The organism is Flavobacterium anhuiense, assembly GCF_001705175.1.
Taxonomy (GTDB): domain Bacteria; phylum Bacteroidota; class Bacteroidia; order Flavobacteriales; family Flavobacteriaceae; genus Flavobacterium; species Flavobacterium anhuiense.
This window is the reverse complement of record NZ_CP016907.1, coordinates 1,086,886-1,109,833: the sequence shown is the minus strand read 5'-3', so window position 1 is coordinate 1,109,833 and position 22,948 is coordinate 1,086,886. Positions and strand designations below refer to the sequence as shown.

Genomic DNA, 22,948 nt, shown 5'->3' with positions numbered 1-22,948 from the left:
CCAATTTCTATTGGACTTTTTTTATTTATTCGAATAGATTTTAGGAAAAGAAAACGCTAAAAAGACGCCATTTTAAAACAAGACTTATATCTTTGTAAGCTAGAATAAAAGCTAAAAACAATGAACAAAGAGAGTAAAAGAAGAGAAGCGTTACTGTATCACGCAGAACCAACTCCAGGAAAAATTCAGGTAGTTCCAACAAAAAAATATGCAACACAGAGAGACTTATCATTGGCCTATTCGCCAGGAGTTGCAGAACCATGCTTAGAAATCGCAGCAAATAAAGAAGACGTTTATAAATATACAGCAAAAGGAAATTTAGTAGCCGTAATTTCAAACGGTACAGCTGTTTTAGGACTTGGAAATATTGGTCCAGAAGCAGGAAAACCTGTAATGGAAGGAAAAGGTTTATTGTTTAAAATTTTCTCAGACATTGATGTTTTTGATATCGAAATTGATACAGAAAATGTTGAAGAATTCATTCAGACTGTAAAAAATATTGCTCCAACTTTTGGAGGTATCAATCTGGAAGATATTAAAGCTCCAGAATCTTTTGAAATCGAAAGAAGATTGATCGAAGAATTGGACATTCCAGTTATGCACGACGATCAGCACGGAACAGCAATTATATCTTCTGCAGCTTTAATCAATGCACTTGAATTAGCAGGTAAAAAAGCTGAAGATGTAAAAATGGTAGTTTCTGGTGCAGGATCTGCTGCAATTGCTTGTACAGATTTATATGTTTCGCTTGGAGTAAAAGTTGAGAACATTTTAATGTACAACAGTAAAGGACTTTTAACAAAAGACAATCCAGCACTTTCAGATTTACAATTAAAATATGCTATCGACGGAGCTAAAATTCCTTTAGACGAGGCCGTAAAAGGTGCAGATGTTTTCATCGGATTATCTTCTGGAGATATTCTTTCACCAGAAATGTTATTGACAATGTCAAACAATCCGATTGTTTTTGCAATGGCAAATCCAAATCCGGAAATCGACTATAATTTGGCTGTAGAAACTCGTAAAGATGTTATTATGGCTACGGGACGTTCAGATTTTCCTAATCAGGTAAATAACGTATTAGGTTTCCCTTATATTTTTAGAGGAGCACTAGACGTAAGAGCGACAAAAATCAACGAAGAAATGAAAATGGCGGCTGTAAAAGCTTTAGCTATTTTGGCAAAAGAACCAGTTCCAGAGCAAGTTAACGTAGCTTATGGTGCAACAAAACTTGGTTTTGGACAAGAATATATCATTCCTAAACCATTCGATCCTAGATTGATTACTGTTGTAGCACCTGCAGTTGCAAGAGCAGCAATGGAATCTGGAGTGGCAAAAAATCCTATTACAGATTGGGCAGCTTACGAAGATGTATTGCGCGAGCGTATGGGTAACGATAACAAAATGGTGCGTTTGATTACAAACCGTGCTAAATTAGATCCGAAAAGAATTGTTTTTGCAGAGGCAGATCAATTAAACGTTTTAAAAGCAGCTCAAATTGTTTACGAAGACGGAATCGGATTCCCAATTTTATTAGGAAACAAAGAAGTGATTTTAGAATTGAAACAAGAATTAGGTTTTGATGCTGATCTTGAAATCATTGATCCTAAAACAGATGAAGAAGTAGAAAGACGTAACCGATTTGCGAAATCATTCTGGGAAACAAGAGGAAGAAGAGGCGTTTCTAAACTGGATGCAGAAAAATTCATGCGTGAAAGAAACTATTTTGCAGCCATGATGGTTAATGAAGGAGAGGCAGATGCATTGGTAACAGGGCACTCAAGAAGTTATCCTTCTGTTGTAAAACCTATGATGCAATTAATTCCAAAAGCACAGAACGCTTCACTTATTGCAACTGCAAACATGATGCTTACATCTCGCGGACCAATGTTCTTGTCTGACACAGCAATCAACATTAATCCATCTGCACAAGATTTGATTAATATTGCGATTATGACGGCAAAAACAGCAAAAATGTTCGGAATTGAGCCAGTTATTGCAATGGTTTCATTCTCAAACTTCGGTTCTTCAACAAGTGAGAGCGCATCAAAAGTGAGAGAAGCTGTAGCTTACTTGCATAAAAATCATCCAGAATTAATTGTTGATGGAGAAATTCAGGCAGATTTTGCTTTGAATCCAGAAATGCTTCAAGAGAAATTCCCATTTTCTAAATTAGCTGGAAAAAAAGTAAATACGTTGGTTTTCCCTAATTTAGAGTCAGCAAATATCACTTATAAATTATTAAAAGAATTGTATAAAGTGAACTCAATTGGGCCTATTATGATGGGTATGGGTAAACCAGTTCACATTTTCCAATTGGGTGCTAGCGTTGAAGAAATGGTGAATATGGCAGCAATTGCCGTTATTGATGCACAAGAAAAAGAAATTAAAAAGAATAAAATAACACAATAAAACGTTCTTACAAGGATTGAACAAATTTGTCGTAGTTTTATGGCATTTTTGTTATATTTGATACTAATAAACTATATTTATGATAGCACATTTGCAGGGGAGATTAGTAGAAAAGAATCCTACAGAGGTTGTAATTGATTGTGGAGGAGTTGGTTATCAGGTGAATATATCGCTGCATACCTTCTCTTTAATTCCAAATTCTGAAAATATAAAATTGTATACGCATCTTCAAATTAAAGAAGATGCGCATACTTTATATGGTTTTGCCGAAAAAACCGAGCGTGAAATTTTCAGGATGCTGATTTCTGTTTCAGGAATCGGAGCTGGAATCGCAAGAACAATGCTTTCGTCTATAGAGCCAAAGCAAATTATAAATGCCATTGCATCTGGAGATGTAGGTATAATTCAGTCTATCAAAGGGATTGGAAACAAAACAGCACAAAGGGTTATACTTGATTTAAAGGAAAAAGTTGTTAAATTGTATGATATAGATGAAGTTTTTGCTGTTCAAAACAATAGAAATCGAGATGAAGCGTTATCTGCTCTAGAAGTTCTAGGTTTTGTGCGAAAAGCTTCTGAAAAAGTGGTAGAAAGAATCGTAAAAGAAGATCCTGAAGCTACTGCTGAAACAATTATCAAAAAGGCTTTAAAAAGCTTATAATTTTCATTTTATATAAAAGAATTCTATGCGTAAAATTTGTATTTTGTTGCTGGTATTGCTCTGCGGTAATGTTTTGCGTGCACAGGTTACACCGGTAACTCAAGATACAACTAAAACTCAGTTTTCAGTAGGTAAGATAGATCTCGAAGATCCTCCAAGTGTACTTTCGGCATATAAGTACGATCCTATTACAGATCGCTATATTTACACCACTTCTGTAGATGGTTTTTCTATCAATTACCCTTTAATTTTAACGCCAAAAGAATACGAAGATTTAGTTCTAAAAGAATCTAGACGAAATTATTTTAGAAAAAAATCGGATGCCATTGATGGCAAAAAAGCTGGTGCCGAAGCTGCCAAAAAAGATTTATTGCCAAGATATTATATCAATTCGAGTTTGTTCGAAAGTATTTTTGGAAGTAACACTATAGATGTAAAACCCACAGGATCAGTAGAAATGGACTTGGGTTTGCGATATACTAAACAAGATAATCCTTCATTTTCTCCAAGAAACAGATCTTCACTCACTTTTGATTTTGATCAAAGGATCAGTATGAGTTTGATGGGTAAAATTGGAACTCGTCTTGAAGTAAATGCCAACTACGATACACAATCAACGTTTGCTTTTCAAAACTTATTTAAACTGGCGTATACGCCTTCAGAAGACGACATTGTTCAGAAAGTTGAGGTAGGTAACGTCAGCATGCCTTTAAACAGTACACTTATTCGAGGCGCGCAAAGTTTATTTGGGGTCAAAGCACAGCTGCAATTTGGTAAGACAACTGTTACTGGAGTTTTCTCAGAACAAAAGTCTCAAACCAAAAGTATAGTCGCAGAAGGTGGCGGAACCGTGCAAAACTTTGATTTATTTGCTTTAGATTATGATAATGACCGACATTTCTTCTTATCACAATACTTTAGAAATAAGTATGATGCTTCGCTAAAAAATTATCCATTAATCGACAGCCGTGTTCAAGTTACAAGGATTGAAGTTTGGGTAACCAATAAGCAAAACAGAATCACAACAGGAAATAACAACTTAAGAAATATTATTGCACTTCAGGATTTAGGAGAAGGCCAGGTTTCTGGAGTTCCAGATGACGAAGTGGTTGTAATTACAGATCCAACAGGTTTCTTTAATAACCCTATAGATTCTCCAACAGACAATACCAATAATAAATACGATCCTGCAGCAATTGGAAAACCGGGAAGCTATTTAAATTCTAACATTAGAGAAATTGTAACAGCAAAATCTGGATTTAATAATGCGAATACAAATGAAGGCACAGATTATTCTGTTCTAGAAAATGCTAGAAAATTAACGACGCAAGAATATACTTTCAATCCACAATTGGGTTATATCTCTTTACAGCAACGCTTGGCCAATGATGAGATTTTGGCAGTTGCATTTGAATATACGGTTGGAGGAAAAGTGTACCAAGTTGGGGAATTTGGTAGTGATGGTGTCGATGGAACGGTAGTTACAGGAAATAATAATGGAAATCAAGCTATTATAACACAGAGTTTGGTTTTGAAAATGCTGAAAAGTAGTTTGACAAACGTACAGAATCCGGTTTGGAACTTGATGATGAAAAATGTCTATCAAATTCCGCAAGCCTACCAAATCAAACAAGAAGATTTCAGACTTAATATTCTTTATACAGATCCATCTCCAATCAATTATATTACGCCGGTTCAAGGAAGCTCTTTCCCTCCAAATCCTGCACCAGATGATAAATTAGATCAAACGCCATTATTGAATGTTTTTAATCTTGACCGTTTAAATTACAATAATGACCCGCAGACCGGAGGAGACGGATTCTTTGATTATGTGCCAGGAGTAACTGTAGATGTACAGAACGCACGAATTATTTTTACGACAAAAGAACCTTTTGGAGAACTTTTATTTAGAAAATTAAACACAGGAACTGGTGAAAATTATAATGATCCAAGTACATACAACCCAAACCAGAGAAAGTATGTGTTTAGAAATATGTATCGAAACACTCAGGCGGGTGCTTTGCAGGATAGCGATAAAAACAAATTCTTATTAAGAGGTAAGTATAAATCTTCTGGAAGTAATGGAATTCCTATTGGCGCCTTCAACGTGCCTCAAGGATCTGTGGTTGTAACAGCTGCAGGACGAGTTTTGGTAGAAGGTATAGATTATAGTGTCGATTATCAATTAGGAAGAGTACAGATATTAGATCCATCACTTCAAGCTTCTAATACTCCAATTGAGGTTTCGTTAGAGAACAATTCAATTTTTGGACAACAGACAAGACGATTCATGGGATTCAATATTGAACATAAAATCTCTGAAAAGTTTGTTGTGGGAGGTACTTTCTTAAAAATGACAGAACGCCCTTTTACTCAAAAATCAAGCTACGGACAAGAATCTGTAAATAATACCATTTTTGGTTTTAATGGAAATTACTCAACAGAAGTTCCGTTTTTAACAAGATTAGCTAATAAACTGCCAAATATAGATACAGATGTTCCTTCTAATCTTTCGATTCGTGGGGAAATTGCATTTTTGAAGCCAGACGCTCCAAAAGCAAGTGATTTCGAAGGCGAGGCTACTATTTATATTGATGATTTTGAAGGAACTCAGACTACGATCGATATGAGATCTGCTTATGCTTGGAGTCTGGCTTCGACACCATTTATTAATTCGGCTAACGATAACACTTTTAACGCTAATTCAAATACACTAGAGTACGGTTACAAACGTGCTAAGTTGTCTTGGTATAGTATTGACCCGATTTTTTATACTTCAAAACCATCTGGAATTTCAAATGATGATTTATCTTTAAATACAACCAGAAGAATTTATAGTAAAGAGCTTTATCCAAATACAGATATTGCACAAGGACAGATTCAGGTGATTAATACTTTGGATTTAACCTATTATCCATCAGATAGAGGGCCATATAATAATAACCCTGATTTTGCTTTAGGTAATCCATCTGCCAATTTTGGTGGAATTATGCGTGCATTAAACTCAACTAACTTTGAGCAGGGGAATGTTGAATATATTCAGTTTTGGGTTCTTGATCCTTATGTTGGTACTGGACAAGCATTGCCAACTAACAACGGAAAAATCTATTTCAATTTAGGTGAAGTTTCCGAAGACGTTTTAAAAGACGGAAGAAAACAATACGAAAATGGTTTAGGACCAGATCAAATTATGGTAAACCCTCAGCCAATTTGGGGAGACGTGCCAGCATCTCAATCCTTGATTTATGCATTTGATACCAATCCAGACAATCGTAAGAATCAAGATGTCGGTTTAGACGGTTTGCCAGATGCAAAAGAAGCATCGATTTATACCAACTATGCAGGAGAAGAAGATCCTGCGGCGGATAACTATAAATACTTCTTAAATACAGAAGGAGGCGTTTTACAGCGATATAAAAGATACAACGGAACAGAAGGAAACTCTGCAGTAAGTGTTGATGATCCGAACCGTGGTTCGACAACTCTTCCAGATGTTGAAGATATTAATCGTGACAATACCATGAGTACAATCAATGCGTATTATGAATACAGTATTGATATGAGACCGGGAATGCAAGTTGGAGAAAATTACATTACGGATATTAGAGACGTTCAAAACGTAGAACTTCCGAATGGAGGTTCAACCAATGCAAGATGGATTCAATTTAAGATTCCAGTTTCTAAACCTCAAAATACCATCGGAAATATTACAGACTTTAGATCGATTCGTTTCATGCGTATGTTTATGACTGGATTTAATGATCAAATGACAGTTCGTTTTGGAGCTTTAGATCTAGTTAGAGGAGAATGGAGAAAATACACAGGGACGTTAGATGCAAACGACACTAATCCTGATGATGATGGAACCCAATTTGATGTTGCGGCTGTAAATATTCAAGAAAACGGTACAAAATGTCCTGTAAACTATGTTATTCCGCCAGGAGTTCAAAGAGAACAATTGTACAATAACAATACAATCATTAACCAAAATGAGCAGTCGTTAGCAGTTAGAATTGGAGGTACAGGATTAGAATATCAAGATTCTAGAGCGGTTTTCAAGAATGTAAGTGTTGATATGCGGCAGTACAAAAAGCTGAAAATGTTCCTTCACGCGGAATCGCTTCCAAATGAAACTCAGCTTTTAGATGATGAAATGATCGGATTTATTCGTTTTGGTAACGACTTTACGCAAAACTTTTATCAGGTAGAGATTCCATTAAAAGTAACAAGAACAGGCGGATCTTGTACCATCAGTGCCGATCAGGTTTGGCTAGAAGAAAATAATATTGATTTAGCTTTGTCTTTATTGACAAGAATGAAGATTTTGGGAATGAATATCGATATCAATTCGCCAAAAAGAGATATAAATGGTATTTATTATCCAGATCGAGATCCAGATGTTAAAGGCGGTGACCAAGACGGTAAATTAACATTGGGTATTAAAGGAAATCCAAACTTTGGTTTAGTTCGAAATTTAATGGTCGGAGTAAAAAGTGCGGCTAATCATAAAGATATTATGGGAGAAGTTTGGTTTAACGAACTTCGTATGTCAGACTTAGAAAACAAGGGTGGTATGGCTGCATTATTGAATGTAGACACCAATATGGCCGACTTAATGACATTGTCTGCGTCTGGTAAAAAGAGCACGATTGGTTTTGGTTCTCTGGAACAGGGAGCAAACGAAAGAGACCGTGAAGATATTCAGCAGTATAACATTGTAACCAATATAAATTTAGGAAAGTTGCTGCCTCCAAAATGGGGTATTAATCTTCCGTTCAATTATGCAATTGGAGAAGAAGTTATTACGCCAGAATACGATCCATTTAATCAGGATATCAAGTTAGATCAATTGATTAAAGAAACTACAGATCCAGCAGAAAAAGAAAATATTAGAACACGTGCAGTTGATTACACTAAGCGTAAAAGCATCAATTTTATTGGAGTACGAAAAGATAGAGCGCCAGAGAAGAAACCTCATGTTTACGATGTAGAAAACTTTACTTTTTCTCAATCATACAATCAGGTGGAAAGACACGATTATGAAGTGGAGAATTATAATGATGAACAGTCTAATACTGCTGTAAACTATGCTTATACTTTCCAGCCAAAAGAGGTGGTGCCGTTTAAGCAAACCCAGTTCATGAAAAAAAGTGATTATTGGAAAATGCTGAGTGACTTTAACTTTAATTATCTTCCTTCAAATGTTTCGTTTAATACTAATATTTTAAGACAAAGCAACCGTCAGCAATATAGACAAGTTGAAGACGTTCAAGGCATCGGACTTGATCCGCTTTATAGAAGAAATTTTGCATTTAATTACCAATATGGATTTGGATTTAATTTGACAAAATCATTAAAACTGAACTATACAGCAGCATCAAACAATATTGTTAGAAATTTCTTGAATGACGATAATACGCCAAAAGAAGATTTTAATATCTGGGATGATTATTTTGACATTGGTATACCAAATCAGCATTTACAGCAATTGGTTTTGAATTATGATATTCCAATTAATAAAATTCCAATATTTAGTTTTGTAAAAGCGACTTATTCTTATACAGCCGATTATAACTGGCAGAGATCATCAACTGCGCTTTCGCAATATGTTGACGAAAATGGAGTGTCTTGGGACTTAGGAAATACAGTTCAAAATGCAAATTCGAACACTTTCTCTACGACATTAAATATGAATACACTGTATAAATATTTAGGTCTAACGCCAGGTTCAAAACCAGCAAAAGCAAAACCTGCTGCGCCGCCAAAGCCAGGTGAGAAAATTGTAAACACGGCTAAACCAGTTACAAGCAGTAACCCGTTTTATGATGGTTTGATAGGAGTGTTGACAAGTATTAAAAACGTTCAGATTAACTATACCAAAAACAGCGGAACAGTTTTACCAGGTTACATTCCTGGTGTAGGTTTCTTTGGTACATCTAAACCTTCTTTGGGATTTGTATTTGGTAGCCAAGATGATGTGCGTTTTGAAGCGGCTAAAAACGGATGGTTGACCAGCTATCAGAATTTTAACCAAAACTTTACGCAGGTAAGCAACAAACTGTTAAAAGTAACGGCAAACGTAGATTTACTGCCAGATTTAAAAATTGATTTGGCCATGGATCGTGCTTATTCTGAAAACTCGTCAGAACAATATAGTGTAGATCCTGCAACAAATGAATATGTGCCGTTGTCTCCATATACTTACGGAATGTTTTCTATTTCGACCGTATTAATTAAAACGGCTTTTTCAACAAGTACAGAAACGGAATCGTCTGCATTTGATGATTTTAGAAGCAATCGTTTGGTTATTGCAAACCGTTTGGCAGAACAGCATTATGGTGGCGGAGAAATTCCTAGATATGGAGATGCAAATAACCCAATTCCGGCAGAAACAGATCCTAATTATAAAATATATGTAGCCAATGAAGGATATCCTATTGGTTTCTCAAAAAGTAATCAGGCTGTCTTATTGCCTTCGTTTATGGCGGCTTATACTGGAGCAGACGCTTCTAAGAGCTCAACGGGTATTTTTAGAAGTTTCCCTATTCCGAACTGGAATGTGAAGTATAATGGATTAATGCGCTATAAATATTTCAAAGATCATTTTAGACGTTTTTCTTTACAGCATAATTATAGAGCATCATATACGATTAGCCAGTTTAGATCTAATTTTGATTATTATGAAAATCCAACGGGCCAAGATGTAAATACGAACTTCTTCAATAAAACCATTATGTCTAATGTCAACTTAGTAGAACAGTTTAGTCCGCTTCTTAGAGTTGATTTTGAGTTGAAGAATTCATTCCGCTTATTGACAGAAGTTAAAAAAGATCGTGCTTTGTCTATGAGTTTTGACAATAATTTATTGACCGAAGTAAGAGGAGTAGAGTACGTTGTAGGAGTAGGATACCGTTTTAAAGACGTAATTATTTCATCAAGATTGGCAGATAATCCAACTGGAATTATTAAAAGTGATATCAACATAAAAGCCGATTTTTCATATAGAAATAACGAAACTCTGGTTCGCTATTTAGATTACGATAATAATCAGCTGGCAGCAGGACAGAATATCTGGACGTTGAAATTGACGGCAGATTATGCATTCAGTAAAAACTTAACAGCAATATTCTATTATGACCATTCGTTTTCGAAAGCAGTTATTTCGACTTCTTTCCCTTTAACGAATATCAGATCAGGTTTCACACTTCGTTATAATTTCGGAAATTAAATTTGAGTTTCTAAACTAGATTTTATTAGAAGATTATTACATTTGTGGCTTAAATTTTAAACAATCAATTTTCAAACACAACTATTATGAGCATACCAGCAAATTTAAAGTACACAAAAGATCACGAATGGGTTAGCATCGAAGGTGATGTTGCAACAGTGGGAATCACTCATTTTGCACAAAAAGAGTTAGGAGATATCGTGTATGTTGAAGTAGAAACTTTAGATCAGACACTTTCAAAAGATGAGGTTTTTGGAACTGTTGAGGCTGTAAAAACAGTTTCTGATTTATTCTTGCCATTAACAGGTGAAATCATTGCTTTTAATGACGATTTAGAAAGTGCTCCTGAGACAGTAAACTCAGATCCTTACGGAGCTGGATGGATGATTAAAATAAAAATTGCTGATGCATCAGAAATAGATTCTTTATTGTCTGATGAAGCTTATAAAAATTTAATCGGTGCCTAAACAACTCTTATTAATTTGGGCAATTATCTGCTCTGGAATCATTACTTATTTTTGTCTTACAGATTCTAGTAATATACCGGCGGTTAATTTTCCAAGTATTGATAAAATTGTTCATTTCTGTTTTCATTTTGGATTTACAATTTCGTGGATTTTATTTTTCAAAAAAGAATTAAAAGGAAAAGATGCAGACGATTATAAAGCGTATTTGATTTCTTTTATATTTTCTGTCTTTTTTGGAATCACAATCGAAATTCTCCAAAGTGCTCTTACAGTTACAAGAGCTTCAGATGTTACAGATGTTTTGGCAAATGCGCTTGGAGCAGTTGTGGCAGTTTTCTCTGCAATAGGATTTAAAAAGCAAATCGATAAAATATAATTATAAAACCCACTTCGGTGGGTTTTTTATTACAAGAAAATCAAGCAGTTAAAAAGCTATGTTTTTTCAATATAAAATGTACTTTTGTGCTGGTTTCCTGCAACTTTAATCATAATGAATGTAAAGCAATATTTGGACTCTACGTATTTAAAAACTGCATCGCAAGCTGGTCTTTCGGAAGCAGAAAATACTATTGTGGTCAAAAATGCAATTGCCGAAGCAATTCATGAAGGTTTCAAGCTGATTATGATTCGCCCGGAATATGTGGCAATGGCAAAAGAAATGATTGTAGAAGCCAATTCCGTTTTGTTAATTGGAACCGTAATCGATTTTCCTGAAGGAAAGTCAAGCCTAGAAGAGAAGATTAAAGAAGCAAATGAAGCCATTGCTAACGGAGCAGATGATTTAGATTTTGTATGTAATTACGAAGCATTCAAAAATGGCGATCTCGATTTAGTAAAAAAAGAAATCCTGATCGGAACACAAATTGGATTAGCAAACGATAAAACAGTAAAATGGATTATTGAAGTTGCAGCCTTAACAGATAAAGAAATTATACAGTTATCTGCCTTAATAAAACATGTTGTAGTATCTAATTTTAAAGAAGATGATTTTGAATCGGTTTTTGTAAAATCTTCTACTGGTTTTTACAAAACAGAAAATGACCTTCCGAATGGCGCAACGGTTCCATCAATAATTATGATGCTCGAAAATGCTTCTCCGCTTTCAATAAAAGCTGCCGGCGGAGTCCGTTCGTTTGAAGAAGCGGCTGAGATGATTCGTTTAGGAGTAAAACGTATCGGAACTTCGGCTGCGAAAGCAATTGCCAACGGAGAAATTTCCCCAAATCAATATTAAATAAATACCCCAATTTTAAGTGAATAAGTTTTTTTTGTCCCTTGTCTTAATTTTTTCATTCTCTATTGTTTTTTCTCAGCAAAATGGCAATTCTTCAGTTCAACCCGGTTTTACGGCAGAAATGTTTCCAGTTTTTCCTAACTGCGAAAATTTAGATAGTAAAAAATTAGAAACCTGTTTTTATAAAGAAGTTCAAGATTTTGTTTTTAACAATTTTCAAGTGCCAGAAAAATTAAAACAGAGCAATTATAAAGGGGCAGTAAAATTACTTTTTGAAGTAAATGCAGAAGGAGAATTTAAAGTAATTTATGTCTCTGCAGAAGCAGAAGAATTGTCTGAAGAAGCTAAAAGGGTTTTTGGGACATTTCCAAAAATAAAACCTTCAACTTACAACGGAAAACCAACGTATTCTAAATATACAATTTCTATCGATATTCCGCTAAAAAGTGCGGCACAGCTTGAAGCAGAAGCTCAGGCGGCGGCAGAAATTTTAAAACCAGCCGAAAAACCAATGACAGAATTGGATAGTATTGTATACAAAAAATACAATAATCCAGAATTTGAAAGTCATTTAAATATTCCTTTTTCGCATAGTTATTATGCTCAGTTTGATGCAGAGATGAATCAAGTTGGAAGCAATAACCATACAGCTTCTAAGCCATATACTTATGCTGAGGTTTCAAAGTATTATAATTTGAGAGCAGTGAATGAATCGTTGCAGAAAAAGACATCGACTTGGTTAGGAAGAAAATGGTGGAATGAAAATTTAGTGCAGATTCAGGGAGAAGACTATTGGTTTGCCTTAAATCCGATTGTAGATTTACAAATGGGTAAAGCTTCAGATTTGGATGCTTCTTACACTTACGTAAATACCAGAGCTCTTAATTTTAGAGGAGGTTTGGGAAAACAGATCAACTTTACGACTACATTTTTTGAAAGCCAAGGAAGATTTGCAGGATATTTTAACGATTATGCTGAATCTATTAAGCCATCAGGAGGAAATCCAGCGATCATTCCAGGAGTTGGAATTGCAAAAAGATTCAAAACAGATGCTTACGATTTTCCTTTAGCGGAAGCGAATATTACTTTCGCACCAGGAAAAATATTTGATTTTCAATTGGGTTACGGAAGAAATTTTATTGGTGACGGTTATCGTTCTTTGTTAGAAAGCGATGGGGCAAGTCCGTATCCATATTTTAAACTGAATACCAAATTCTGGAAAATCAAATACACCAATACGTATATGTGGATGAAAGATGTTCGTCCAGAAGTAACGGCCGAAAAGACTTACGCAACAAAATTCATGGCCAATCACTATTTGAGCTGGAATGTTTCCAATAGAGTAAACTTAGGGTTTTTTGAATCTGTAGTTTGGACAAATACTAATAACAGAGGTTTTGATGCTAATTTTGTGAATCCGATTATCTTCTACAGAGCGGTAGAATTTGGTTCTTCATCTAAAAGTGGAAACGCGCTTTTAGGAATTACTGGTAAATACAAATGGAATAATAGTATAAATCTGTATTCGCAGTTTTTGATTGACGAGTTTTCTGTTTCTGATGTTGGGGCAGGAAATCAAAGCTGGAAAAACAAATTTGGATTTCAGTTTGGAGCAAAATACTTTAATGCATTTAATGTAAAAGATTTGTTAGTGCAGGTTGAGTACAACCGAGTGCGTCCTTATGTATACTCGCACAGTGCCGTTATTACAAATTACGGACACAACAATCAGAGTGTTGGACACCAATGGGGAGGTAATTTTAAAGAACTTATTGCAATTGCAAGATATCATAAAGGGCGCTGGCTTGCCGATGCCAAACTGACTGTTGGCACAAGAGGCTTAGATTTTGATACCGCTACAGACTCATATAACTATGGCGGAAATATTTATAAAAGCTATGATGTAAAACGTCCTTATGATACAGGTGTCAAAATTGGACAAGGAAATAAAACTAATGTTTTTATTGCTGATATTCAAGGAGGATATTTAATTAACCCAATGACAAATTTGAAATTGTTTGGAAGTTTAATCTACAGAAATTTTGACCCGACTCAAGAAACAGCGACAACTTTTAAACAAAGTACCACTTGGTTTAGTATTGGTTTACGTTCAGATATTTTTAACTGGTATTTCGATTACTAGTCTTTTTAATAAGATTTTTCGAAATAATAGTGTTAAAGAATGCTGAGATCTTAATTTGTAAAGGTTTTATTGAAAAAAATCTATTTTTATAGGTTAATATTCTACAATCTAATTTGTACATTTGCACCACTCAAAAAAAAATACACAAAATACAACGGTATTGAACGCTGCAAAAAATACATTATCAATCAAATCAATATTTCTAGATTTTAAGGAGATTACTAAAGCGGGTTTGGCTATTAGTGTTTTGTTCTCTTCTATTGCTGGATATTTATTGGGAGTAGATGCTGATCATCCTTTTAAATGGAGTGTTTTGGCTGTTTTGGCAGTTGGCGGTTATTGTATGGTTGGAGCTTCAAACGCTTTCAATCAAGTAATAGAAAAAGATATCGATTCTTTAATGGATCGTACTAAAAATCGTCCCGTTCCTTCAGGGCGTATGTCTCCTAAAGTGGCTTTGTTAGTGGCGAGCCTGCTTACTATTGTTGGAATTGCGCTTCTTTATACGATAAACGCGAAGTCGGCAATGTTTGCTGCAATTTCTATATTCTTATACACAAGTGTTTATACGCCATTAAAAACAGTAACTTCGTTATCTGTTTTTGTTGGAGCTTTTCCTGGTGCGATTCCGTTCATGTTGGGCTGGGTAGCGGCGACAGGCGAATTTGGTATTGAGGCAGGAACTTTATTTTTAATTCAATTTTTTTGGCAGTTTCCACACTTTTGGTCTATCGGATGGTTTTTATATGAAGACTATGAGAAAGCAGGAATTTTTATGCTTCCGACAGGTAAAAAAGATAAAGGGACAGCATTGCAAATCATATTGTATACAATTTGGCTTATTATAGCTTCGTTATTACCAGTATTAGGTTTTACGGGACAATTGTTTATTTCTCCAATTGCAGCGGTTTTAGTGTTTCTGTTGGGGATTTGGATGCTTTTTTATGCAGTTCGTTTGTATAAGCTGAGAACTCCAAAAGCAGCGAGAACATTAATGCTGGTGAGTGTTTCTTACATCTCACTTCTGCAGATTGTATTTATAGTAGATAAATTTTTAAGATAGTTATGGAAATGACATTAAAAACAAATGAAGAACAAGTAAGAAAATCAAAATCAGCAAAACTGATTCTGCTTTTCGCAATGGTTAGTATGACCATGATGTTTGCTGGTTTGACAAGCGCATTTGTAGTAAGTAAATCAAGAGCAGACTGGTTGAAGAATTTTGAACTTCCTTCTGCTTTCTATTGGAGTACAGCAGTAATTATTGCTTGTAGCGTTACTTTTCACTTGGCAAAAAAAGCTATTCAGAAAGACAATAGAAGCGCAGTTACAGGATTGCTTCTTGGCACTTTAGCTTTAGGGGTTTTATTTGTGGTATTGCAATTCAAAGGATTTGGACAAATCGTTGCTGAAGGGTATTACTTTACAGGAGAAGGTAGTTCGATTACTACAACTTTCCTTTATGTGGTGACAGTTACACACTTGTTGCACTTGGCTGGCGGATTAATTTCACTTTTAATTATAATTTATAATCATTTTAAACAAAAATACAATTCGACTCAAACTCTTGGGATAGAGCTAGGTGCGATGTATTGGCACTTTTTGGATTTATTATGGGTATATTTATTTTTATTTTTATATTTCTTTAAATAAGAAAAAAACGTAAATTTGGGAACTTTTTAACGAATATCTTTTATGGGAGCGACAGTTACTACTGCAAACAACGACGAAAAAACTTGGGGAGGCGGTCACAATGAGCCTTTAGGAGCAAGTTATGGTAAAATGATGATGTGGTTTTTTATCGTATCAGATGCCTTAACATTCTCTGGATTTCTAGGAGCTTATGGTTTTTCTAGATTTAAATTTATCGAAACTTGGCCTTTGGCTGATGAAGTGTTCACTCACTTCCCATTTATGCATGGTGTTGCGGCTCCAATGTATTATGTAGCTTTAATGACTTTTATTTTGATCTTTTCTTCTGTGACAATGGTATTAGCTGTTGATGCAGGACACCAACTGAAAAAGACAAAAGTTGCAATCTATATGTTCTTAACTATTATTGGAGGTTTAATTTTCGTTGGTTCTCAAGCTTGGGAATGGAAAAACTTCATTAAAGGAGAATATGGTGCAGTTGAAACAGTTGGAGGAAGTTTACTTCAATTTGTGGATAAAGATGGTAAAAGAGTAGCTTTAGCTGATTTTGCTGTTAAATTGCCAGAGCAAAGAGAAGCTTTAACAAGAAGCAAATCAACTTGGTTTATGGAAGATGCTCAGACTCTTCCTACTTACACAGTTGCTGAAGTTCAGGCTGGTTTTAAAGCTCATCCTGAAATTTTAATAAGAACAGAAAAACTTACAGATAAAAAGAAAAAGACAATCTTATCAAGAGAAGAATCTGAAAAACATTTAGCTAGTGCTAAATATGTAGTAGAAGGTGCTAACTTGATTAGAAACGAGTACGGTAATAAATTATTTGCTGATTTCTTCTTCTTTATTACAGGTTTCCACGGATTCCACGTATTCTCTGGAGTTATCATCAATATCATTATTTTCTTTAATGTATTATTAGGTACTTACGAGAAGAGAAGAAGCTACGAGATGGTAGAAAAAGTTGGATTATACTGGCACTTCGTAGATTTAGTTTGGGTATTTGTATTTACAGTTTTCTACCTAGTTTAATTTTAGAATTTAATTATTATGTCACACGAGCACGTATCAAATACAAAAAGAATCTGGTTTGTTTTCGGATTGCTTTCAGTAGTAACTACAATTGAAGTTATCTTAGGTATCTACAAACCTGCATCATTAGAATTTACTCATTTTATTGGTTTGAATTTGTTAAACTGGATTTTCTATATCCTTACAATTTTCAAAGCATATTATATTGTATGGGCATTTATGCACATGGAAGGTGAAAAAAGCAGCCTTAGATGGTCTGTAGTTTCTCCTGTTATCTTCCTAGTTTTATATTTATTGTTTATTCTGTTAACAGAAGGACATTATATTTATGGGGTTTTTAAAGATTCTACTATTAAATGGAATTTTTAACATGATATTAATTCGAAAAGAGTCCCGATAACATCGGGATTTTTTTATTTTTGTACCTCAATAATTCTCCGTTAATACAATGAAAAAAAATATAGTTCTCTTTGTACTTTTTGTATTGCCAATTGTAGCGTATTTATTTTTTGCTTCTGGTGTAAATAGTTTTACGACACTTCCTGTAATAACACCTAAAGTGGCTGATTTTGGAAATTGGAATTCATTAAACGGAAAAAAAATCTCCCTTGATAAAAAAATTACAGTATTAGGTTTTTCTGGTACAAACATTCTTGAAAATAGAGGTAATTATTTCAATTTAAACGAAAAAATCTACAAACGTTATAATGGTTTTGAAGATCTTCAGTTTGTAGTGCTGTGTCCAACTGGAACTGAAGCGGAAGCTCAAAAAATTGTTGATGCTTTGTCTCCTTTTACAGATGTTAAAAACTGGAACTTTGTTTTTGCTTCAAAAGAAGATATTCAGAAATTTTATGACGGATTACATTTAAAAGAAAAACTGAATGAGAATCTTGGAACTTCCAATGTTTATATTATTGATAAAGAACGTAATTTAAGAGGAAGAAAGGATCCTAAAGAATACAAAGAAGGCTACGATACTTTTCATCCGTCTGAGTTAAGCAATGAAATGCTGGATGACTTTAAGATTATCCTTTACGAATACCGCGCCGCTTTAAAGAAGAATCATAACGCTACAAAGCAACTTTAATAATCATTTATAATGTTTAAGAACAAATCATATATTGGGATCTCTTTTGTCATTCTGATTTTTGGGATTTACGCCGTACCTAAAATTGTTGATAGAATTAAAAACGGGGACGTAGTAAAAGGAAACCGTTTGGATAATGTTGGAGCAAAATCTTCCAAAGAAGCTAAACTTTTGACAATTGGCCCAGCGCCAAAATTCGAATTGACAAACCAAGATAATGTTAAAGTTTCAAATGAAACCTATAAAGGAAAAGTATATGTTTTGGAATTCTTCTTCACAACTTGCCCATCAATTTGTCCAAAGATGAATATGAGTATGCTGGAGATAGAAAAGACCTTTTTCGGAAATCCGAACTTCGGAATTGTTTCGATTACAATCGATCCAAAACATGATACGCCACAGGTTTTAAAAGATCACGCAAAATTACTTGGGGTAAAGTCTTCTAATTGGAATTTCTTGACTGGAGACAGAAACGTAATTATGGATTTGTCTAATAAAGGCTTTAATCTTTATGCAGGAGAAAATGATAAAGTAAGCGGTGGATTTGAGCATTCTGGTTTGTTTGCTTTAATTGATAAAGATGGAAATATCCGCTGCAGAAAAGATGAATACGGAAATCCGAATATTTATTATGATGGTCTAGATAAAAAAGGAGTAAGAGATATTCAAGAAGACATTAAAATTTTATTAGCAGAATAAAAATGGAAGATAATACTTTAGAGAAAAAATTTAGTAAATTTATTATTGCGGTTTCAATAATAATCCCTGTTGTTGTAGCAATTTTGTTTGGAGTTAAATTAAAAGATTTTGGAGTTAATATAGAGCCCCTATCTTTTTTACCTCCTATTTATGCAACTACAAATGGTATTACAGCTGTAGTACTGGTTTGGGCTGTTTTAGCAATTAAAAAGGGAAACCAAAAATTACACGAAAGATTAATGACTTTTGCAATTGCATTGTCGGTTGCGTTTTTGGTTATGTATGTAGCGTATCATATGACTTCGGATTCTACAAAGTATGGAGGAGAAGGGGCGTTGCGTTACATTTATTTCTTTATTCTTATAACGCATATTTTACTGTCAATTGCCATTATTCCTCTTGTTTTAATTACGTACGTAAGAGCGCTTGCACAACGTTTTGACAGACATAGAAAAATAGCTAAAATCACTTTTCCGCTTTGGTTGTATGTTGCTGTAACGGGAGTAGTGGTTTATTTAATGATTTCGCCTTATTATGTACACTAAAAATAAAATCCAAAAATCAAATTCCAGATTCCAAAGTTTCATTCTTGGGATTTGTATTTTTTTAATTGGAATTTCAGTTAATGCCCAATGTGCGATGTGTCGTGCTGCGTTAGGTGGAGATTCTAATATTAAAAAAGCTGAAGCAGTAAATGATGGGATTGTTTACCTAATGGTGATTCCATATTTACTCGTATTGATAATAGGATATTTGATTTATCGAATGTATTCTAAAAAGAAAAAAGCAGTGTAATTTTACACTGCTTTTTTTTATTTAAGTCCGTTAACTGAGACATTCACTGTTCCGTTTATTTTGATGAAAGCTATAATGGCCTGATTGGTTAGCTGAATTTTATCAAACTGAATATCTTCCATTTTTCCGTTAACAAATACGCCTGGCATTGGCGAGTAATTCTTCAGGTAGCTTGCCATGCTTTTTTTGCCTTCATCCAAATTCGGCTGAATAGAATATCGGCAGCTTTCTTCCATTTTTCTCAAAATGTAGCCTTGTGCAAGCCAGTTTGCTGTGCGCATCAATTTGCTTTTGGTGTCCAAAACATAATCTAATTTTTCAAAGTAAATTTCTTTTGTCTGAGCATTATATGAAGGAAAGCCATTCAGATAAAGTGTTCCGTTGATAGAGCCTAAAACGTCTAGAGCAATTACCATTTTGCCATCTTTATGCCAGATAGAAACATTTTTTACAGTCACTTTTTTACTGCCAGAACCAAATTCCTGACCTGCAAAATTCTTGGTCATAATTTTAGAGGCATCTACATAACTTGAAATGGCGGCAATATTGGCAGAAATCTGATTTGGAATTTTAGCAACAGGTTTCAGAACAATTTTACTAGCGCTATATTTTGATTCTGGCTGTTTGCCAACGATAGTTTCCATGTTGCATTTCATACCCATGTCAAGTAGGAATGAATCGTTTTTAAGTTTGGCATTTGTCGAATATATTTCGATAGGGACAATTCGTAACCAGCTTTCGTAAGTGTCACTCATCTGAAAAGGAGTGCAGATTTTTTCAACCGCTTGAAGAACATTAGGTTTAAAATCCATTGATTTTTCAATTGCTTCGTCTATTTTCTTTTCCAATTTGCTTTTAAAAATAGAAATCGCAGGATTTATCAAATACGTAATTGGCATGTTCTTGCCAAATATGGTCATAGTTGGACTTTCGTTCCAATCTAGAGATTTAAACTCTGTTTTCGTGGTCAGTTTCCAATTGGTTAAAGCCGTTTCGCTGGAAAGTGTTATAACTCCGTTTAAGTTAAATTCTCTCACATCGTACAATTCTACTCCCAGTTTTTTTGTGCCAATTCGGTACTTGATATTCGCTTTAAGCGGTAAAATGGTCTTGATTCTTTTGTCAAGATTTGAAGGATCATTTTGAATTTTAATTGGAGCCTGTTTCCAGATTTTCATTTCGATATCATCGTCTTCGATGTTGTTGTCTTCATAAATTAAACCGTTAAGCAAAGAGTTGGTCTGATTTTCAATATCGCTTAATTTGATGGTTATAGGAAGGTTAATAAAAGAAGGATTGCTGTCATAAATTAACGGACTGGCATCGTCTGGTTCAGGTTTTAATGTTTCTAATTTTTGAGCCGATGAACAGCTCGTTAGTACCGCAAGTACTATAAACATTGAAATAATAGAACTAAGCTTCATTTAAGATGATTTTTATTACGAGGTAAAATTACGAAAACAATCATATTTTATGTAAAAAGTGTAACAATAACAAAAAAATGCAGTCTAATACAAAATAGGTAACAAAAGTATTAACTTTTTATTATCATAAATTACTTAATAAAAACGTTATTATTGTCTAAAAAATTTAACAATACCATGATCGAAATTAAAGATTTACACAAATCCTATAAGATGGGAAGTTCAGAATTACATGTATTAAAAGGCATTAATTTTAATATAGAAGAAGGAGAATTGGTTGCGATTATGGGATCGTCTGGTTCTGGTAAGTCAACACTTCTTAACATCTTGGGAATTTTGGATGAAGCCGATTCTGGAAGTTATATTTTAGATAAAACTCCGATAAAAAAATTAAATGAAACCCTTGCTTCAAAATACCGTAACAAATTTTTAGGTTTTGTTTTCCAATCTTTTAACTTAATCAATTATAAATCTGCATTAGACAACGTTGCAATGCCGCTATACTATCAAGGTGTTAAAAGAAAAGAACGTTACGATATTGCAATGAAATATTTGGAAAAAGTAGGTTTAGGTTCTCACGTTCACCACTTGCCAAACGAACTTTCCGGAGGTCAAAAACAGCGTGTGGCTATTGCAAGAGCATTGGCATCAAACCCGAAAGTCTTGCTTGCCGATGAGCCGACAGGGGCATTAGATACTAAAACCTCTTATGAAGTTATGGAACTTATTCAAGGAATTAATGATGAGGGAAAAACAATTTTGATTGTTACACACGAACCTGATATTGCAGCAATGTGCAAAAGAAATGTAGTCCTAAAAGATGGATTAATTATCGATGATAAAAAAGTAGAACAAGTTAGAGCTTCGTCTTATGTTTAATATTGAACGCTGGCAGGAAATATTTGAAGCCATTTCTAAAAACCGTTTAAGAACATTCTTAACAGGTGTTTCTGTGGCTTCAGGAATTTTTATTTTGGTGATCCTGCTTGGGGCAGGTAAAGGTTTGCAAAACGGAATTGAAAAACAATTTGAGCGTGATGCAGCTGGAATTATTGAAGTTTGGTCTGGAACAACAACTAAAGAATACAAAGGATTAAATCCAGGAAGACAGATTCAATTTCGCAATAGCGATTACAATCAATCGGTACAGAAATTTGAAGATAAATTAGATCTGAGAGCTTCAACCAATAATTACTGGGGACAGTCTTTTGCTTACGGGAAGGAATCTGGAAGCTACCAGTTTAGAGGTGTAAATCCAGATTATGGTGGAATAGAAAATTTAACCATAGTTCAAGGTCGCTATATCAATGCTAAGGATTTAGAAAGTAATGCAAAAGTGGCTGTCATTGGAATGAAACTTAAAAACGATTTGCTTAAAGACAAAGAGGCAATAGGGGAAGAAATTCTGATTAACAATATCAACTTTAAAGTAGTTGGAGTTTTTACGGATCCAGGAGGTGAAAGAGAAGAAACTCGTGCTTATCTGCCATTGACTACAGTCCAGAAAACATTTGGCGGAGGCGACAAAATCAGCAATTTGTTTTTTACTTTAAAAAAGACAAAAGATTATGATGAAGCGCTGGCTCAATCGGAAAAGTTTACCCAAGATTTAAAAGATTTATTGAAGAGTAAAAATGTTGTGGCTCCTGAAGATGATGGTGGTGTAGGAGTTTACAATTCAGTTAAAGATGCCAAACAGTTTTACGATTTAAACTTGTATATAAGATTGTTTTTCTGGTGGGTAGGTATTTGTACTATCATTGCAGGAGTGGTTGGAGTAAGTAATATCATGCTTATTATTGTAAAAGAACGAACAAAAGAAATTGGAATTAGAAAAGCATTGGGAGCTTCGCCTTTTTCAATTATCACGATGATTCTTCATGAATCTATCTTTATTACTACCATTGCAGGTTTTGTTGGACTATTGGCTAGTCTTGCATTATTGGAATTTGTTGGGCCAATGGTTCAGAGTGAATATTTCAGAAATCCTGAAGTAGATTTTAGTGTAGCTTTAACTACTTTGGTATTACTTGTTTTTGCAGGAGCAATGGCAGGATTTTTCCCAGCCTACAGAGCAGCCAAAATTAAACCTATTGTAGCACTTAGAGACGAATAA

The 22,948-nt window shown here is 34.4% G+C and carries 18 protein-coding genes; 17 read left to right on the top strand and 1 reads right to left on the bottom strand.

What is annotated here, in order from left to right; genetic code table 11:
- The first annotated feature begins 120 nt into the window (after nt 1–120).
- From BB050_RS04710 to BB050_RS04640, 15 genes are all read left to right on the top strand, one after another.
- Nucleotides 121–2,412, top strand: coding sequence for an NADP-dependent malic enzyme (locus BB050_RS04710; RefSeq protein WP_066032790.1), 2,292 nt, complete (start codon nt 121–123; stop codon nt 2,410–2,412).
- Nucleotides 2,413–2,491: 79 nt separating this feature from the next.
- Nucleotides 2,492–3,073: a Holliday junction branch migration protein RuvA gene (gene ruvA / locus BB050_RS04705; protein WP_008467374.1), complete on the top strand. Its 582-nt coding sequence runs from the start codon at nt 2,492–2,494 to the stop codon at nt 3,071–3,073.
- Between the two features lie 25 nt (nt 3,074–3,098).
- Nucleotides 3,099–10,301 carry a T9SS outer membrane translocon Sov/SprA gene (sov, locus tag BB050_RS04700; RefSeq protein ID WP_066032789.1) on the top strand — a complete coding sequence of 2,401 codons (7,203 nt, stop codon included), beginning with the start codon at nt 3,099–3,101 and terminating at the stop codon, nt 10,299–10,301.
- 86 nt (nt 10,302–10,387) lie between these two features.
- A complete protein-coding gene (gene gcvH, locus BB050_RS04695; protein WP_008467372.1) occupies nt 10,388–10,768 on the top strand; it encodes a glycine cleavage system protein GcvH in 381 nt (126 codons plus the stop codon).
- Nucleotides 10,761–11,144, top strand: a complete 384-nt coding sequence (locus tag BB050_RS04690; protein ID WP_008467371.1) for a VanZ family protein — start codon at nt 10,761–10,763, stop codon at nt 11,142–11,144. Before gcvH ends, BB050_RS04690 begins: the two co-directional genes overlap by 8 nt.
- 114 nt (nt 11,145–11,258) lie before the next feature.
- Nucleotides 11,259–12,002, top strand: a complete 744-nt coding sequence (gene deoC / locus BB050_RS04685; RefSeq protein ID WP_066032788.1) for a deoxyribose-phosphate aldolase — start codon at nt 11,259–11,261, stop codon at nt 12,000–12,002.
- 19 nt (nt 12,003–12,021) lie between these two features.
- A complete protein-coding gene (locus BB050_RS04680; protein WP_066032787.1) occupies nt 12,022–14,145 on the top strand; it encodes an energy transducer TonB in 2,124 nt (707 codons plus the stop codon).
- 160 nt (nt 14,146–14,305) lie between these two features.
- The gene (cyoE, locus tag BB050_RS04675) at nt 14,306–15,208 is read left to right on the top strand and encodes a heme o synthase (RefSeq protein ID WP_008467367.1); all 903 of its coding nucleotides are present in this window, start codon (nt 14,306–14,308) and stop codon (nt 15,206–15,208) included.
- Between the two features lie 2 nt (nt 15,209–15,210).
- On the top strand, nt 15,211–15,798 hold the full coding sequence (locus tag BB050_RS04670; RefSeq protein ID WP_008467366.1) for a cytochrome c oxidase subunit 3: 588 nt from the start codon (nt 15,211–15,213) through the stop codon (nt 15,796–15,798).
- Nucleotides 15,799–15,840: 42 nt separating this feature from the next.
- Nucleotides 15,841–16,824: a cytochrome c oxidase subunit 3 gene (locus BB050_RS04665; protein WP_066032786.1), complete on the top strand. Its 984-nt coding sequence runs from the start codon at nt 15,841–15,843 to the stop codon at nt 16,822–16,824.
- 18 nt (nt 16,825–16,842) lie between these two features.
- Nucleotides 16,843–17,193: a cytochrome C oxidase subunit IV family protein gene (locus tag BB050_RS04660; protein ID WP_008467363.1), complete on the top strand. Its 351-nt coding sequence runs from the start codon at nt 16,843–16,845 to the stop codon at nt 17,191–17,193.
- A gap of 79 nt (nt 17,194–17,272) precedes the next feature.
- Nucleotides 17,273–17,914: a hypothetical protein gene (locus tag BB050_RS04655; RefSeq protein ID WP_066032785.1), complete on the top strand. Its 642-nt coding sequence runs from the start codon at nt 17,273–17,275 to the stop codon at nt 17,912–17,914.
- Nucleotides 17,915–17,926: 12 nt separating this feature from the next.
- Nucleotides 17,927–18,613, top strand: coding sequence for an SCO family protein (locus BB050_RS04650; RefSeq protein WP_008467361.1), 687 nt, complete (start codon nt 17,927–17,929; stop codon nt 18,611–18,613).
- Between the two features lie 2 nt (nt 18,614–18,615).
- Complete coding sequence (locus BB050_RS04645) at nt 18,616–19,158, top strand: DUF420 domain-containing protein (protein WP_066032784.1); 543 nt, start codon at nt 18,616–18,618, stop codon at nt 19,156–19,158.
- Complete coding sequence (locus BB050_RS04640) at nt 19,148–19,408, top strand: hypothetical protein (protein ID WP_066032783.1); 261 nt, start codon at nt 19,148–19,150, stop codon at nt 19,406–19,408. The genes BB050_RS04645 and BB050_RS04640 overlap by 11 nt, the downstream gene beginning before the upstream one ends.
- Nucleotides 19,409–19,425: 17 nt before the next feature.
- Here BB050_RS04640 and BB050_RS04635 read toward each other — a convergent pair whose 3' ends face one another.
- On the bottom strand, nt 19,426–20,832 hold the full coding sequence (locus tag BB050_RS04635) for a DUF4403 family protein (RefSeq protein ID WP_066032782.1): 1,407 nt from the start codon (nt 20,830–20,832) through the stop codon (nt 19,426–19,428).
- A gap of 177 nt (nt 20,833–21,009) precedes the next feature.
- On the opposite strand from BB050_RS04635, the gene BB050_RS04630 reads away from it, so the two are divergent.
- Both BB050_RS04630 and BB050_RS04625 read left to right on the top strand, forming a co-directional pair.
- Nucleotides 21,010–21,711, top strand: a complete 702-nt coding sequence (locus tag BB050_RS04630; protein ID WP_008467357.1) for an ABC transporter ATP-binding protein — start codon at nt 21,010–21,012, stop codon at nt 21,709–21,711.
- Nucleotides 21,704–22,948 (top strand): ABC transporter permease, encoded by a 1,245-nt coding sequence (locus BB050_RS04625; RefSeq protein WP_066032781.1) that lies wholly within the window; start codon nt 21,704–21,706, stop codon nt 22,946–22,948. Before BB050_RS04630 ends, BB050_RS04625 begins: the two co-directional genes overlap by 8 nt.